Origin of the sequence: Candidatus Enterococcus avicola, assembly GCF_047470845.1 — a bacterium.
In the GTDB taxonomy this organism is placed as follows: domain Bacteria; phylum Bacillota; class Bacilli; order Lactobacillales; family Enterococcaceae; genus Enterococcus_D; species Enterococcus_D casseliflavus.
Window position 1 is genome coordinate 1 of sequence record NZ_JBLGTY010000013.1, and the last position, 15,492, is coordinate 15,492.

Annotated in this window: 14 protein-coding genes, 1 riboswitch and 1 other annotated feature (1 of these 16 only partly in view); of the genes, 6 read left to right on the forward strand and 8 right to left on the reverse strand. The window is 43.0% G+C overall.

What is annotated here, in order from left to right:
• Positions 1–42: 42 nt before the first annotated feature.
• The 5 genes from ACI3E5_RS11385 to recQ all read right to left on the reverse strand — a co-directional run bounded on the left by ACI3E5_RS11385 (position 43) and on the right by recQ (position 5,091).
• Positions 43–1,086, reverse strand: coding sequence for a lectin-like domain-containing protein (locus ACI3E5_RS11385; RefSeq protein WP_498821714.1), 1,044 nt, complete (start codon positions 1,084–1,086; stop codon positions 43–45).
• 44 nt (positions 1,087–1,130) lie between these two features.
• Positions 1,131–1,496 (reverse strand): EF2685/EF0750 family sortase-dependent surface protein, encoded by a 366-nt coding sequence (locus ACI3E5_RS11390; RefSeq protein ID WP_325844998.1) that lies wholly within the window; start codon positions 1,494–1,496, stop codon positions 1,131–1,133.
• A 551-nt stretch (positions 1,497–2,047) separates the two neighbouring features.
• Positions 2,048–2,791 (reverse strand): MurR/RpiR family transcriptional regulator, encoded by a 744-nt coding sequence (locus tag ACI3E5_RS11395; protein WP_015509932.1) that lies wholly within the window; start codon positions 2,789–2,791, stop codon positions 2,048–2,050.
• Positions 2,792–2,848: 57 nt separating this feature from the next.
• Positions 2,849–3,268 (reverse strand): GNAT family N-acetyltransferase, encoded by a 420-nt coding sequence (locus ACI3E5_RS11400; protein ID WP_325844995.1) that lies wholly within the window; start codon positions 3,266–3,268, stop codon positions 2,849–2,851.
• A 56-nt stretch (positions 3,269–3,324) separates the two neighbouring features.
• Positions 3,325–5,091 carry a DNA helicase RecQ gene (gene recQ, locus ACI3E5_RS11405; RefSeq protein ID WP_325844994.1) on the reverse strand — a complete coding sequence of 589 codons (1,767 nt, stop codon included), beginning with the start codon at positions 5,089–5,091 and terminating at the stop codon, positions 3,325–3,327.
• 118 nt (positions 5,092–5,209) lie between these two features.
• On the opposite strand from recQ, the gene ACI3E5_RS11410 reads away from it, so the two are divergent.
• Complete coding sequence (locus ACI3E5_RS11410) at positions 5,210–6,325, forward strand: NAD(P)/FAD-dependent oxidoreductase (RefSeq protein ID WP_325844993.1); 1,116 nt, start codon at positions 5,210–5,212, stop codon at positions 6,323–6,325.
• A gap of 90 nt (positions 6,326–6,415) precedes the next feature.
• On the opposite strand, the gene ACI3E5_RS11415 is transcribed toward ACI3E5_RS11410, so the two are convergent.
• Complete coding sequence (locus ACI3E5_RS11415) at positions 6,416–7,426, reverse strand: plasmid pRiA4b ORF-3 family protein (protein WP_015509935.1); 1,011 nt, start codon at positions 7,424–7,426, stop codon at positions 6,416–6,418.
• Positions 7,427–7,492: 66 nt separating this feature from the next.
• Positions 7,493–9,031, reverse strand: coding sequence for a metal ABC transporter solute-binding protein, Zn/Mn family (locus tag ACI3E5_RS11420; RefSeq protein WP_325844991.1), 1,539 nt, complete (start codon positions 9,029–9,031; stop codon positions 7,493–7,495).
• A 321-nt stretch (positions 9,032–9,352) separates the two neighbouring features.
• Positions 9,353–9,452: riboswitch (TPP riboswitch) on the forward strand.
• A gap of 92 nt (positions 9,453–9,544) precedes the next feature.
• Between ACI3E5_RS11420 and ACI3E5_RS11425 the strand changes: the two genes are divergently transcribed.
• From ACI3E5_RS11425 to ACI3E5_RS11440, 4 genes are read left to right on the forward strand one after another with little or no spacing between them, the layout of a single operon-like run.
• Entirely contained in the window at positions 9,545–10,168 is a 624-nt protein-coding gene (locus tag ACI3E5_RS11425) for a YkoF family thiamine/hydroxymethylpyrimidine-binding protein (RefSeq protein ID WP_325844990.1), read from the forward strand.
• A complete protein-coding gene (locus ACI3E5_RS11430) occupies positions 10,161–10,763 on the forward strand; it encodes an ECF transporter S component (protein WP_010749530.1) in 603 nt (200 codons plus the stop codon). Before ACI3E5_RS11425 ends, ACI3E5_RS11430 begins: the two co-directional genes overlap by 8 nt.
• Positions 10,760–12,172: an ABC transporter ATP-binding protein gene (locus ACI3E5_RS11435; protein ID WP_325844989.1), complete on the forward strand. Its 1,413-nt coding sequence runs from the start codon at positions 10,760–10,762 to the stop codon at positions 12,170–12,172. Before ACI3E5_RS11430 ends, ACI3E5_RS11435 begins: the two co-directional genes overlap by 4 nt.
• A complete protein-coding gene (locus ACI3E5_RS11440) occupies positions 12,099–12,779 on the forward strand; it encodes an energy-coupling factor transporter transmembrane component T (RefSeq protein WP_017144391.1) in 681 nt (226 codons plus the stop codon). Before ACI3E5_RS11435 ends, ACI3E5_RS11440 begins: the two co-directional genes overlap by 74 nt.
• Before the next feature lie 62 nt (positions 12,780–12,841).
• Here ACI3E5_RS11440 and ACI3E5_RS11445 read toward each other — a convergent pair whose 3' ends face one another.
• Positions 12,842–13,360 (reverse strand): S24/S26 family peptidase, encoded by a 519-nt coding sequence (locus tag ACI3E5_RS11445; RefSeq protein ID WP_010749528.1) that lies wholly within the window; start codon positions 13,358–13,360, stop codon positions 12,842–12,844.
• A gap of 177 nt (positions 13,361–13,537) precedes the next feature.
• Between ACI3E5_RS11445 and ACI3E5_RS11450 the strand changes: the two genes are divergently transcribed.
• Complete coding sequence (locus tag ACI3E5_RS11450; protein WP_498855871.1) at positions 13,538–15,379, forward strand: hypothetical protein; 1,842 nt, start codon at positions 13,538–13,540, stop codon at positions 15,377–15,379.
• 96 nt (positions 15,380–15,475) lie between these two features.
• Positions 15,476–15,492 (forward strand) — a binding site (T-box leader) (it continues 188 nt past the right edge of the window).

Sequence of the window (15,492 nt, forward strand, 5' to 3'; positions counted from 1 at the left end):
TGTGATATTTCCTCCAGTGTGTTTTCTTATATTTTACACACCTTATCTTTTCTGTCTAGTTAAGTGTAGCCTATTCATATGATAGATAAAGCCAGCAAAGGGTGCTCCGCCGACAGCTATAGGGTCCCTTTCAACAATAAACCTATTCTCGTCAAAAAAACCTCGAGTATCATTATAGTTATTGTCTAGCTTAAAAGCAAAAGCATCCCTCAATCCTCCAATTCCAAACGCATTGCCTTCGTGACCTCTTATGTGAGTCTCAGAATTGTGAAAGCCAAACGCCATCCCATCAGCACCATTCAGTTTAGCCCCTATATTAGCTCTACCTTTAAGCGTAAATGGCTGATCCAGACTAATTCTGTCTTTTAAGGTAACATAACCGACTGACCAAGTGATATCTTCTGTCAAGACTAATAGCCCAGTTTCTTCATTGTAAGTAGCAGTGCCTTGGACATCAAAGTGTTCTCTAAAATTGTTTTTGTCAATCGTCACTTCGACCATCTGATCACTTCTATCATCCACTTCCGCCTCTTTCGCTGCCTCATCCGAAGCCTCGTCTACTTCTTCCTCTGGTGCAGATTCCGCAGAATCATTTTCATCTTCGTCTTGATCAATATCTTCAATCACCGTGTTTTCAACTATCAGAAGCCGTTGTGACGCAGAATCGGCAACGATGATCTCATATTCTCCGATCGTATCCACAATAATCGGTAAGACAAAGGTGGTTTGTGGGGTCTCGCTGATCAGCTGCCACACACCTTCGTTTTCTGTTTCTACAGCAGTTAGCCCCTCAATCAATGATTCCTGATCGATGATTACTTGTTCAGGCAAAGCGAGGTCCACCGTTTCAAGGGCATCTTCTGAGTAGAAGATAAAATCTAGTACATGATCGACTTCTCCTTGGATCATTTCTTCTGGAAAAGAAATTTCTCCGATTACGTCTTCAGCTGATTTTTCCTCTTGCTCATTCTCTGGGGTCCACGAAAAAATCGTCTCGGCATTCATGATCGTGAACGTCGTAATCAGTGGGAGTAAGACAAGCAAAACCAGCAATCCTTTATTTTTTTTACGAAAAAATGAGTTCATCCCATTCACTCCTAAATGTCATTCTCTTGTTTGTTTAATGGACGCTATCCCCAGTCAGGGGATGCAACTTTTCCTTTTCGAATGATTTGTTTTAACACATATAAGTCAAGCGCGATAATTAGCAAAAGACCGCCTAGGATCACCCAATCCAATCGCTGAACGGTGTTAGTCTGAGGCAGTTCTCCCCCCGGCTTCACCGTGTCTTGCGGCGGACGTGGAACTGGTCCTGTTGGCGGTGACGGTACTGGGGGATCTAGCGGTTCATATACTCCTGTATACTGCACGGTCCCATCTGTTTCGGTTGATCGCAGCTCATTGCTGAAGCTTGTTATTGGAAAGCTGCAAGCGACCCATAAGACGAGAAAGCCTTTTAGAAGTTTTGCTCGAAAAGGCGCACCTTTGATGTTCATTCTCCCTCCTCCTTTTATAGAATTCACTTCAAAAACCATCGTTTTTGAGACGTGTTATTTTATTTTGAGCGATATTTTTAATAAGGCTGGTAAACCATGCTTTAAAATGGTTTTCTCCTGTATTTCTTGCAAATCCTTTTATAATCCCAAAAACGATGGTTTTCAAACATGTTCTATTTATTATATCGTTGTTTGACTTTTGATAAAATTCACATTCTTCATCGAATGGTGAATATTGTGAATCTTCGTTATCTTTCGTGGCTCATTCCTTCCAAAATACTCGTCATTCTATAAAAATCTATTGAAAATGACACGAATTCAAGTCATTTTTTTACTGCACACTTTATCTCAACCCTCATTCCCCCTTGCTTGTCACTTTACTTTTTTTCAAACAGCAAACTTTTCAAGTCGACTTTTAACGATACCTAAACCTATTTTTTTCTCTTTTTCCTAATAAAAAAACAAACAGCCGAATCATTCCATCAAAGGAATCCCTTTTGATGGAATGAAGCTGTTTGTTGATTTACATGTGAATAAAGAGAAAAATCCGTTTACAATTCTTCTGCTGTTAACGAAAACTGACGAACCGTCTCTGATAAAGCTTCCACTAAGAAAAGACAAGGGATTTGCGTCGTCAAATCTTCATACTTGTTGATGCGTTTTACATCAACTGAATAGTCCAAGACATAATCGGACATTCGTCCCAGAGTGCTATTGGCGTCACTGGTGATCGCTACCGTGGTGAAGTCTGGATTGTTACGAAACCCATTGACGACTTCAATGATCTCGGTAGTCGTTCCCGTGATGGAAAGGACGACGATCATATTATCCGAAGTATGCTTCAGCTTAGCAAAAATGGGGTACGTATTATCCACTAATGCATAGCTATTAAACCCAATCGTAGCAAAACGGCGGGCAGCGTATTCACACATGGAACCAGAGGCACCGATACCATAAAAAATGATGTTGTCGCATTCCAACATTCTTTCTGCGATCCGACGAATCTTTCCTTCAATATCTCGCGGAAAATGTTCAGCATTCAGGACATTCATGCTGCTATAAAAACTAACGGCATCTAATTCAGGAACTTTAAACTGGGTACGAAACTCCGTAAAGCTTTCGTACCCTAATTTACGGATAAAGCGCATGACCGAAGAAGCTGAAGTGTGTGATTCAAGCGCGATCTCCCGGACACGCATGTAAGGAATTTTATCACTTTGGCTGGACATGTAATGATAGATTGCACGATCGGTCTCTGATAACTCATTGAAATCGATTTTTCCAAAAAAAGACATGTTAAACGCTCCTATTTTTTTGTTCTCCTATCAATGTACCATAAGCTGGCAGAAACATCACAACTGTTTGACAAGGAACAATTCCATCGGCTGTTCAAATCCAGGTCTTGTCAAAAGTAACCCACCGGCATCTTGGTAACCGAGTTTGCGATAGAAATGCTGTGCCTGCTCGTCGACTTGTGTGGAAGTCAAGCAAAGAGCGTGGCCAGCTGCTTTTTGCTGTTGTTCCCAATAAGTAACCAACCGTTTCCCGAGTCCCTTGCCTTGATGCGCTTCTGCGATCACTAACATGGTACAAAAAGGAATCGTGTCCCAGAAAAAATTGTAGCGTAGCAACCCTACTGGCTGGTCGTCTGCAACTACAACATAAGCAGTTTTTTCCATTATCTTTTTGGCGAAGACTTCCGTTGGCAAGTGAGTATCCAAAGAAAACCAAAATGCTTGATCTGCAGCTACTGCCGGTCGAATCGTAATCACTGATGTTTCCTCCCTTCCTGCTGTCTTTTTTGTCTTATCTTAGAAAAATGTCTGTTTTAGTCACTTTCCGTCTTTTCGTATTCAGAAAGCAATGCTAAAAAGGCGTCGCCATACTTATCCAACTTATTTTGGCCAACTCCTTTGATCTGTAAAAACTCGATCGGTGTTTTTGGCTGGACTTCTGCCAGCTCTCGCAGTGTTTTATCAGAAAAAACCACATACGGCGGCAAATTTTGTTCTTGTGCGAGATTCAATCGTAAGGTGCGCAGTTGATCGAATAGCTCATCATCCACCACTAACTGTTTGACTTTGGTTTGTTTTCTATAAACTTTTGCTTTTCCAAGCAACACATCAATCCCCGCATTGGTCACACTTAACAACGGGTATTGCCCTTCAGACGGCAAAAGATACCCTGATGCTGTTAAATAATCGATCAGCTGATTGACTTCCTTTTGGGACCAATCTTTCATTAATCCATAAGTTGTTAACTTTTCAAAGCCCCACTGTTTGACTTTTTGATCGCCTGAGCCAGTTAGCACTTTCCCCACCAAGGCTTTCCCAAAGCGTTCGCCCATTCGTTTCACACATGACAACACTTTTTGTGTATCCACTGTGATATCCACTTGTTCTCTTTCATCAAGACAATTGCTGCAACGACCGCAATCGGGACCATCTTCTCCGAAATAACGCAAAATATAGCGCTGCAAACACAGTTGGGTATGTCCGTATTGGCTCATCTCCCGCAACTTCAAGTATTCGTTTTGGCGATAAAGAATGTCTGATTCGGATTGATCGATAAAGAATTGCTGGATCTGCATGTCTTGCGGCGCATAAAGCAAGATCGCATCACTAGGTTCCCCATCTCGTCCAGCACGTCCTGCTTCTTGATAATAAGACTCCAAATTACCTGGTATCTGGGCATGGATCACGAAGCGGACGTTGCTTTTGTTGATTCCCATTCCGAATGCATTGGTGGCTACCATCACTTGTAGGCGGTCATAGAGAAATTCTTCTTGGAAAAAGGAGCGCTCTTCTTCTGAAAGCCCGCCATGGTAATACCCGACTGACACGTGTTCATGCTTCAACAGGTGATAGATTCGTTCCACTTCTTTGCGGGTGCTGGCGTAAATAATACCTGATTGTCCTTGGTTCATTTTCAAATACGTCGTTATGTAGGTATCTTTTTGATCCTTGACGACTTGAAAAGCCAAATTTTCCCGCGCAAAGCCGGTCTTGACTTGATTTTCAGCTGGAATCGAAAGTAAATTTTCGATATCTTCGGCAACTTTGGGCGTAGCTGTTGCGGTAAGGGCTACGATCGTGGGCTTTTGTTCCCAATTGTCGATCGTTTCGGCGAGCCGCAGATAGCTCGGGCGAAAATCGTGGCCCCATTGGGAAATACAGTGGGCCTCATCAACGGCTAACAAAGCGATCGGCATCTGCCGCAGCGAATAGCGAAAAGCTTCTGAGTCCAGACGTTCTGGAGAAACGTACAGCAGCTTGATTCGTCCTTGGCGAGCTTCTTGCAAGCGTTGATTGATCTGTGCTCCGGTCAAGGAAGAATTGATGTAAGCAGCAGGGATCCCCATATCAACGAGGCTGTCTACTTGATCTTTCATTAAAGAAATCAAAGGGGAAATCACCAAGGTGACCCCATCCAGCAAGAGCGCTGGCAACTGATAACAAATCGATTTCCCGCCACCAGTAGGCATGATTCCCAAAACATTTTGTTGTGTTAAAATAGATTGAATAATCGTCTCTTGACCTTCACGAAACTGTGAATAGCCAAAATGTTCTTTTAAGACTGTTTGAATAGTTTGCATAATACCCTCTTTTCCATTTCCTTATTATACGCAATTAAGTACGCAAAGAAAACGGCATTAAGAGAACTTTCGCTTTTTATTCGCTTTTCATTGAAATCAACCAAAGGAGTCTTCTACTATGAAAAAAGTTGTGATTATCGGCGGTGGGATCATTGGATTGACCCTCGCCAATTATCTTGATAAAACCAAATTTGACGTGACTGTCGTTGATTCACTTATCGGACAAGCAACGTCTGCTAGTGCTGGCATCATCTCCCCTTGGCTCTCCAAACGCCGCAATAAAAAATGGTACCAGCTTGCACAAGACGGTGCCGCGTTTTTCCCACAATTGGTGCGGGATTTTGCATTAGATGAATCCATCTATGCCCCCTGTGGCACGTTGGTGGTGCGTCCCGAAAACGCGCTTCAGGAGCTAACAGATCTGGCTGTAAGTCGCCGCAAAGAAGCCCCAGAAATCGGCGAGATCGAGTTACTGACAGGACCACAAACCAAAGAGGCACTGCCATTATTGAAGGAAATGCCCTCATTACGGATCTCAGGGGGTGGTCGTTTAGATGGTCGTGCTTATCTTGCGCACGTAAAAGGAGTTGCCTTACAGCAGCAAGTGACTTTTATCGAAGAAAAAGCCGAGATTTTAAGAAAGGACAGCCACTGGCAAATCAAAGCAAAGGATCAACTCCTTGAGGCGGAGGTTCTTTGTCTGACAGCTGGACCTGGATTGTTAGACTTGTTATCACCTTTGGGGTATCACGTTGATATTCGTCCGCAAAAAGGCCAATTGCTTTCCTTTGCTGCCAACTTGCCGACAGATAATTGGCCAGTCGCCATGCTAGAGGGTGAAGGCGACTTGATCCCCTTCTCAAATGGTCAAATTTTATTAGGCGCTACGCATGAAAATGATGCTGGTTGGGATCTGACGCCTACGAAAGCTGCCAAGCAGCAATTGATGACAGGAATCGGTGCTTTTCTTGAAGATCCCGAAGCACTCTTTGCCACGCCTGTGACCATGCGCGTTGGCACACGTGCCTATACTTCTGATTTTGCGCCGTTCTTTGGGGAAGTACCTGATGAAACGAATTTGTTCGCCGCCAGTGGACTTGGTTCTTCTGGGTTAACGACCGGGCCTTATATCGGTTATCTCCTAGCCAATCGGATCAATGATGGACGATCTCAAACCAAAAACTTCTCGAGCTACACAAAACCGATGACAGAATATATCAAGAAGCGTCTTTGACAGAAGACTAAAAAACCACCAGAACCGCTAGGGTCTGGTGGTTGTCATTGATAGTCTTGCAAAATTACGGTACAGTCTTCTAGCTGATCGCTAAACATATTCTCCTGTTTCCCAATAATCGAGTAACATTTCATTGATGATCTCGCGATCCAGTGGTTCTCGGAAATCGTCATCAAAGGCATCTTCGATCGGAACGTCGCCAACAGCTTTGATACAAACTGGAACGACGGGATCTGGGTGATCTTCTGTGGTCAACACTTTTTCAATTTTGATCTTATGTGTCCAATCTGCCCCCATATCATAAATGTAGGTCATGGACTTGCAATACTGAAAATCTTGGTCAATACCGGAAGCATCCGTTGGTACGGAATTGCCTAAGCCGATCGATTTCGAACCGGCAATAAACAAGTACAAATGTTGATTCATCCACTCAAAGGCAATCTGGATCAAAATATGCAGCTGCTCATAAGTCAGCCCTGCAGGAATGATCAAACGACGCCAAATTGGCGGACGGTATCCTTCTAAATCAATACGGATCTGATAGGCGACTGGTCTATTCGCCGCTTCATCAAAGGCCGTATGTTTCGTTGGAAATGGGACGATTTTTGGCGAGATTGCAGCAATACGCGGGTCATCAACGGGCAATAGTTCATGTTCTTCAGGATCGGTGTCTTGAATCATCGCTAACATCGCTTCTTTCTTTTCAGCTGACCAAAACTGGGGTTTGGACATCCGTGCGAAAAAGATAGGTTGTTTTTCAGCCAATACAAAGGCGATTTCTTGGTATTGTGATTTGGTGATATGCTTTTCTTTATACATGCAGTAATAAAAGTCTTCAATGGCTGTTTTGGCAAACGGAAGAAAATTTAAACTGTACGGTACTTCTTGAGGCAGCATTTCGGTGTACACCGATTCGACAAAGACTTTGTCTTTTAATTTAGTCATGCCACCATCTGTTTCCGCGCAAAAGATCAAGTAAAAAACAGGATCTAAGTAGTGTTCAAGATCGTCGTCACTAACCACACTTGGTCCGCCATATAAATCAACGTGATCCATCATACGGTCAATCACTTTCGCTAATTTCTTCAATGTTTTTTCCAAAAAAATTCTCGCTCCTTCCTATCAAGTTTACTTTGACGAAAAGAGCGAGGATTGTCAATCTTTTTTTTAATGGGAAAGCATTTCCTGTGCAATTTCTAATCCGCTCATCCCAGTTGGATAATAGGTTGGCCAATGATCCATTTCTTCTAATAAGGCTTCATGACTATCATTGCCGAAGTAGATATGGAAATGATGGGACGCACTTGGTGCGATCATATGGTCGCTGAATTGGATGTATTTGAATGCCGCATCTTCGTCAGTGCTTTCAAACAAGAAACGTACGCCACGATTACCAGCGGAATAGTTCAAAATCTCTTTGCCAGTATACACATAATTTGCTTCTTTCTTCGTACCATCATCGAAGATAAACGTCATTGTATTGTCTGTGATCTTGATCTGAGCAACATCTGTTTGATAACCGGTCGTATAATACTCTTTGTATTCATCAGCCGTCATTTTCTTGTCCATTTTTGCTTTATAATCAAACACTTGGTCTAATGTTCCGTCTTGTAAAAATGGATACACGGATTGCCATTCCCCTGCCCAATCAGATAAGGGACGATCTTGAACATCTGCATCCTCGAAATAGCCGTTATAAACCGTTTTTTCTTTTTCGGCTTCCGCTATTTCTTTGTCATTTGCTACATCGGTCGTTTTTCTCAAGGCATCACGGTTTTGTTCCATGATCGAAATATAGTCTTCCCCGTTATCCATTTGTTCTTGGGTCAACCCTTCTAATGGATTCAAGACAGCCAGTTCGACACCTGCTTCTGAAGCTAACGTTCGTGCAATACTGTCTTTGGCATTTTCTTCAAAGTAAATCGTTTGGATACCTGTTTCTTGAACGAACTCTTTTAGTTCTGCGATTCGTGAAGCGGAAGGTTCCTCGCTTGGTGAAAGACCAGAGATCGGTACTTGGGTCAACCCATATTCCAATGCCAAATAACCAAAAGCTGCGTGCTGGGTCACGAAGTGATTTTGCGCTGGATTGCTAAACGCTTCTTCATAAGACGCATGGAGCTCTTGTAACTTCGCTAAATAATTCGCAGCATTTTCAGCAAAGGCTGTCGCTTTCGCTGGATAAGCCTCACTTAGTTGGTCACGGATCGCCTCTACTTGTTTCATGGCTAAGCTTGGTGCTAACCAAACATGGGGATCCAATTCATGGGAATGACCATCATCGCCATGATCGTGGTCATGATCATGATCCTCGTCTCCTGGAAGCAAGACCATTCCTTCTGTGGCTTTGACCACTGTCACATCGCCATCATTTAACGTAGCTTCAATCGAAGGAACCCACATTTCCATGTTTTCATTGTTGTAGACAAAGACATCCGCATCTTGGATCTTTGCCATGTCCTTTGCAGAAGGTTCGTAGTCGTGGGAATCAGTGCCTGCGGGCATCAATAATTCGACCTGCCCTTCCTCCCCTACGACTTGGCGTGTAAAATCATACATCGGATAAAACGTGGCCATGACCTGAATTTGTTCATTCTCAGAAGAGGCGTTTCCTGACTGCTCCGTAGCGTCAGATCCACCTTGACCACAGGCAGCCAATACGAGGGCTACTGCTGATAACATCGTTATTTTAAAAAACTTCTTCATTTTCTAACTACACTCCTTTTATTTTTCCTCTTTTTCTTTCCCTTGGTAAAATACTGATAAATCAATTACGATTTATAAAAACAAAACGTAACGTTTACGTTTTACCATCGGTTTTATACTTTACACAACTATTTGCAACCTGTCAACCGCTTTTTCACTTGTTTTTTTATATGTAAAAACCTTCATATGTACTACCACAGATATCAGTGAAGAAATTTCCTTGAAAGACTTGCTCTGCTGATTTTTTTCAATCGTCGAACATCTCTTTTTATTGTCCTTTACTGGGTCCTGTGCTACACTCGAGGGGTAATTGAATAGAAGATTATCCACTAGGGGCGCTTTATGCTGAGATAGACGTAAGTCTGGTCCCTTAGAACCTGATTTGGTTAGTACCAACGTAGGGAAGTGGCAGCGCATGATTTTTCGCGTTCCCTTTTTTCTGTCTACGTGTGGATAGAAAAAGGAGGAACGCTTTTTTTGTAGACAGAAAAACCATCGAGAGGAGAAGAGAAAATGACAAATGAACCAATCGCCTGTGCCGCAGGCGGGATCGATATCACTGGGTGCCGAGTGAGTTTGTACCCCATGAAAGACCACTTCGCGCAACAAATCGTAGCGAGCATTGAGCGGACGGATACAACAGCTGTTTGGCAGCAAACCGATCTGTTCAGCACCCTTTTCCGAGGGGAAGCCCCAAGTGTTGTCGATGCGGCAGCTGGGCTATTTATCAACGCTTACGAATCCAAGACACACCTCGTGGGTGAGTTTACTTTTTCTAAGGGCTGTCCTGGCGATTCTGCAGGTGACGCGTTTTTGAATGGAGAACAGGCACAACCCAATAAAGCAAGCAATCTTATGAATGGTACGTTTGACGTGGATTGTAAATACTCGTTTTATATATTTGGGGAAAACAATTATATGGAAGAGATCGCCACCATCGTCCAACTGGCAGAAACCTATGGTTTGGCGCCTCGCTCCGCCCATTATGTCACGATGCTGACGGGAACGGCCAACCAACTCTTTGGGTATTTTGAAGCGGCATTAGCGTATGCCCATGACCATCTTCCCCATTATGTGTTAGAAGCAACGGTCTCAGTCAACAGTCCTTCCAAAAAGAAGGCGGTGTCGCATGACTAAATGGGTCTTAAAAGATGTCATTATGGTGGGGATCGCTTCGTTGATTTTTGGCGTGATCTATTTGGGCGCTGTTCATTTTGGGCTGTTGTTAGGTACGCTTTTAACACCCTTTGGTTTGTCTGTTTTAGCGAATGAGTTTATTTTCGGGGTATGGTTCATGGCAGCGGCTTTTGCTGGCTATGTGCTGCGCAAACCGGGCGCAGCGACGATCACTGAGATGATCGCCGCACTTTTAGAAGTGTTTATGGGGAATTTTTATGGACCGATTATTTTTATCAGCGGATTTGTACAAGGGATTGGAACAGAAGCTGGCTTTGCATTAGGTGGCTACCGTCGCTATGGCTGGTTCCCTTTGATCACTGGTGCCATTGGCGCCACGATCACGAGTTTTCTTTGGGGGATCATTCGGTCAAATTTCGTTGATTTGCAATGGCAGTTGTTGGTGGTGATTTTTATTATTCGCTTGCTTTCTTCTTTATTCTTTTCCGCCTTTTTGGTGAAGATCGTCTGTGACCATCTGACACGCATGGGCGTTCTCAACAGTTACCCGATTGCTGAAGACCAAACCATTAGCGCCAAACGAGAAGCGGCATGAGCCTGCTCGTGAAAAACGGCTGCTTTTTCGTGGATCAAAAACGGCTTGATCTGACACTGTCTTTAGCCCCCGGAGAAACAAAAGGAATCTATGGTGCTTCAGGAACAGGAAAAAGCACTCTTTTCCACCTCTTAGCGGGGCTTAACGAGAAAGGGTTTGAAGAAGGAACCTATACGATCGATGACCGAACGCTAAACCAGCTTTCCATTCAAGAAAGAAGCACATCGATCAGCTTACTGTTTCAAAATCCAGATATGCAATTTTGTATGGCCACGCCTCGAGAAGAACTACTGTTTTGTCTTGAAAATCAATGTATTCCCCAAGCCGACATGCCAAAAAAAGTAGCGGAATCCTTGACGTTTTGCGAGATCAGCCATCTTGCCGATCAGCCCTTTACGACCTTGTCTGGCGGTGAGAAACAGTTAGTAGCATTGGCTTGTTGTCTGATTTTAAAGAGTCGCTACTTGCTTTTGGATGAACCATTTGCCAATTTGGACGCTGACACAAGTCAAAAAATCATTCGAAAACTGCGACAGCTCCAAAAGCAACATGCCATTGGCATCTTACTGATCGACCATCAAATCAAAGAAACTGCTGACTGGGTAGCTGAGTGGCTGCTGATTGAAGAAGGATTCAGATCCGTCGATCAAGAAAAGATGCGCACACTCGATCAGGAGCTGCGCAGGTCACTACCGCCTGTTGAGATTAAGAAACTTTCTGCAAAAGAACGGCTATCTTTTCAAGATTTTCGCCTGCCGATCCGTAACCAAGCGATTGTTTTTCCAAATCTTACCTTTGATAGTGGGACAATGATTGGGCTTACCGGACGTAGCGGCAGCGGCAAATCTTCGTTTTTAAAAGCGATCTTGCAGCAGCAGGCGTACTCAGGAACCATTCGCCTGTGCGGGGATCCAATCAAGAAGCATCCCTCCCCTTTTCGGTCCATCAGCTGGATCATGCAAAATCCGCAGGACCAGTTTTTGGCTGCTACAGTGGCACAGGAGCTTAGTCAAGGACGTGCAGCGACCGAGAGTGACAAACTGCTGGAAAAATTGCGACTACAAAACAAGAGCACTCAGTCCCCTTTTCTACTCAGCCAAGGCCAGCAAAGACGCTTGGCAGTAGCAGCTTTATTGCAGCGACCAGTCAAATTACTGTTGGTGGATGAACCGACCTATGGCCAAGATGTCAAGCAAGCTTGGCAGGTCATGCAGCTGTTAGCCGAAAAAGCCGCAAGCGGCACCTTGGTTTTGATCGTTAGTCACGATGTCTTATTATTGGAAGCATTTTGTTCACAAATCATTGATTTTAATCATTATGAAAAGGAGGACATAGATGCGCACCCTCAACCCGACAGTCAAGTTATTCGCCATTTTAGGACTCGCCTTACTGGTTTCTTTTCAAAATAATTTCAGATTGAATCTGCTACTCTGTGTCCTGTTCTTTGCTGTTTCTGTAAGCGAACGCACTTTGAAAAAAAGCCTTTTGCTTGTTTCTGCATTGACCTTGGCAGCTGTGGGGGTCTTTTTCACCGGACTCCTTTACTACCAGGACAACCAAAGTGGCTCCTCCTCAGCAGCAGCTATGCGCTATGGACTTGACATGGCGAGCCGTATCTATTGCTTTGGTATGTTGGGCAGTTCTTTCAGTGTATCGACCACGATCAATGAGCTGATTTATTCGCTACAGCAACAGCTGCGACTCCCTGCCGTTTTTGCCTACGGTCTGCTCGCTGCGTTTCAAATTGCGCCCATCATTCCAGCCGAGTATCAGAATATCCGTAATAGCATGCGTTCTAGAGGAATCCCCGTCAATCCATTTTCATTCAAGATGCTGATCCCTTTACTGGTCAAATCGATTCGTTGGTCTGAGCTCTTGGCGACTGCGATGCTTTCAAGAGGATTTGACAGCGAGGCAAAGCGAACCTACGCCAAGTCATTTCGCATCACTTTCGCCGATATGCTCTTTCTATCTTTTTGTCTGATAATCGGCCTCGCTGGAACACTGCTCTTATGAAGGGGAAAAAGAGAAAAAGCCAAAGAAACGGCAGTGTTTCTTTGGCTTTTTCCTTCTTATGGCTAAGAGATGATTGATTTTTTTATGGATCCAGATTTGATTTGATAGAGCGTTACAAACAAGGTGGTCACTAAAATATACATTGCGAAAAGGAAATACATGTTTTTAAAAAGCTGGATCGTCGTTTGATTGAGCCAAGCCCCTACTTTAGGGATATAAAAAATGGGTTGCCCAATCAATTGGCTTTTTTGGATTTCTTTTGGTTCCATCTGGCTTTGGTTATCACCGATCGCATAAAGCACCGATTGGTTTTCTCCCACTGCAACGATTCGCCGTGTGCGCATCTGTCTGCCATGATCGACATAATAGGTCACTTCATTACCAACGACCAAATTGTCTTCTGAAGCCTTTTTAACAAAAAGTAATGTCCCTTCGGAATATGTAGGTTCCATTGCATCGCTGTTAACGATGGCCATTGTGAAACCAAACGCATGAGGAATCACGACCGCTAAAACAGAAATCAGCATAAACAACAATACAAAAAGTGAGAGCATGATACTTTGTTTTGGCAAAAGTTTCATTTTCTTTTCTCCTTCTAAGGCTCAGTTTCTTTTTGATTCTATAACATATTTAAATTTTTTTCAAATATTTAAAAACGATTCATTGAATTTTTATGCGTATTTTTTCTGATTATTATTTGACTTTATTTTACTATTTATATTATGCTAAAGGCGATTAAAAAACATAGGAGAAAAAGTATGCTTTTTTTAAATAACAAGTTCTTTTTTAAACGTTGGATTCCCTTTATCCTACTCGTTCTATTTTTGCTAGGAAGCATCGGTTTTTTTCTTATACTCTTCCTATCTCCTACTTCTGATAACCATACCGTGGAGAAGAAGGAAGATTGGATTTTTTATGCGGAAGACAATCCTGATTCTACTTTTATTAGCCGTTATGTGAAATATTTACCTAGCGTAAAAGCCAATGAGCGATTTGTCATGCAGCGAAAAATGACCAACGAATACAAATATCCAACGATGCTGCTGATTGGCGATCATCAACACATGACCGTCTATCTGGATGATCAAGAAATTTATACCAATGAAGCTGCCGAACATTCATTGACCTTCAACCATCCTGGCAAAACCTTATCTTTTATCACATTGCCAGAGGATTACGTTGGAAAGACGTTGAAGATCTACGTGACTAGTCCTTTCGACACCTATTCTGGCTTTCCAGCCGAAGTCTTTTTCGGTCCTGCCAATGCATTGATCGGTTATGTTTTTAGTCTATCAATTTTGAATATCTATATCCTCCTATTTACCGGTTTTATTTGTATCCTTAATTTATTTTATCTCTTCGTTTCTTTTATCAACCAAAGAAAGCTGAAAGTCTCTTCCATTTTATTCAGTGGCTTTGCCTTAAGTGCAGGTTTAGAAGCAGGCTTCGGGGATCTGCTGGGTGGACTGCTTTTTTCTCCCATCGTGAATTCATTTATGTTAAATTTTCTTTCGATTATTACGCCCATGTTTTTGATTGGGTTTTACTACACAAACATGCACTTCGTACGTAAGTATTATCAGAAATGGTTGTTTGTTCACTACTCCTTCGGGATCTTTGCCATGTTTTTGGCACTTTTTCAAAAACAAAGTTTGCCAGTCGTCATGAACTATCTGTTTTTGTTAAACATCACCAGCACCTTTGTGACTTCGTTTGCGGCGATTTATGAGGCGTTAAAAAAGAATCAATTTTATGTCCTTTGTGCACCTTGGATCGTTGTCGCGGCAATCGGTCATGGGTTCTTGTATATCCAGGATATTTTAGTCCTCCCGCAATCTGACATCAATTGGCGCTCGATCATCTTTTTCTTACTGATACTTATTTTTACTTGTTATGGGTTCCTCGAACTCTTTTTTGCCAGTGAAGGCAAAAATAAGCAGATCGACACAGCAGACATCAAAGTGCGATTGTATGAAAATCAGCAGGCGATCGGTCCAGATCAAACGGCACAATGGCAGCAAGTTTTACAAATCATCAAAAAGAGAACCCATACCATTAAAGACATGTTAGAAGACGAACAACTAGCGGCTGCGTATGAAGGTCTTTGCGAGATTGAAGAAGAAATCAAGCAGCAGCTAACGATCCCTGCGGTTGAAAAAGAATCGATCACGACGATGCTGCTTGCTGATTATCAACACACTGCCGCTCAAAAAAGGATCACGCTTACCTGCGATGACCTCACGGAACCACTGGAACGATTGGAAGAAAATGATCGTCTGTCCTTGATCGCCCATTGCTTAGAGTACGCCATCCGCTACACCTGTTCGGTCACAGATCCTCAAAATCGCAGGCTTTCGTTGAAAGTGACTGACACAAAAGAACAGCTACATATCGACTGTCAAATGCCGCTTTTGACAGAGGATGAGGCAGAAAAACTGCAAACTGATGAAGTAAAACGACAGGCGATCCATACCGATGTGCAAATGCTGGAACAAATTTGTCTTGTCTATCAAGGAAGTCTGCGTATCGAGGATTCAGATGGTTTTCATTTTTTGCGTTTAACACTTGCCGCTAAAGCGGATCTGCTGTCTTTTGACTGACTGCCTTTTCTCCGATACGTTAAACGGTCTATTTTAAGAAAAAGCGAAAAAACTCTTGCTTTTTTCGCTTTTTCGCTTTAGCATGATAAAGAACAGCAACAAGCATTGGAATA

What these genes read in the sequence shown, in the direction of transcription:
- ACI3E5_RS11430 (WP_010749530.1), top strand. Translation starts at nt 10,161, where the DNA reads ATGACTAAATGGGTCTTAAAAGATGTCATTATGGTGGGGATCGCTTCG.
- ACI3E5_RS11385 (WP_498821714.1), bottom strand. Translation starts at nt 1,086, where the DNA reads ATGAACTCATTTTTTCGTAAAAAAAATAAAGGATTGCTGGTTTTGCTT.
- ACI3E5_RS11445 (WP_010749528.1), bottom strand. Translation starts at nt 13,360, where the DNA reads ATGAAACTTTTGCCAAAACAAAGTATCATGCTCTCACTTTTTGTATTG.
- ACI3E5_RS11410 (WP_325844993.1), top strand. Translation starts at nt 5,210, where the DNA reads ATGAAAAAAGTTGTGATTATCGGCGGTGGGATCATTGGATTGACCCTC.
- ACI3E5_RS11440 (WP_017144391.1), top strand. Translation starts at nt 12,099, where the DNA reads ATGCGCACCCTCAACCCGACAGTCAAGTTATTCGCCATTTTAGGACTC.
- ACI3E5_RS11390 (WP_325844998.1), bottom strand. Translation starts at nt 1,496, where the DNA reads ATGAACATCAAAGGTGCGCCTTTTCGAGCAAAACTTCTAAAAGGCTTT.
- ACI3E5_RS11435 (WP_325844989.1), top strand. Translation starts at nt 10,760, where the DNA reads ATGAGCCTGCTCGTGAAAAACGGCTGCTTTTTCGTGGATCAAAAACGG.
- recQ (WP_325844994.1), bottom strand. Translation starts at nt 5,091, where the DNA reads ATGCAAACTATTCAAACAGTCTTAAAAGAACATTTTGGCTATTCACAG.
- ACI3E5_RS11450 (WP_498855871.1), top strand. Translation starts at nt 13,538, where the DNA reads ATGCTTTTTTTAAATAACAAGTTCTTTTTTAAACGTTGGATTCCCTTT.
- ACI3E5_RS11420 (WP_325844991.1), bottom strand. Translation starts at nt 9,031, where the DNA reads ATGAAGAAGTTTTTTAAAATAACGATGTTATCAGCAGTAGCCCTCGTA.
- ACI3E5_RS11395 (WP_015509932.1), bottom strand. Translation starts at nt 2,791, where the DNA reads ATGTCTTTTTTTGGAAAAATCGATTTCAATGAGTTATCAGAGACCGAT.
- ACI3E5_RS11425 (WP_325844990.1), top strand. Translation starts at nt 9,545, where the DNA reads ATGACAAATGAACCAATCGCCTGTGCCGCAGGCGGGATCGATATCACT.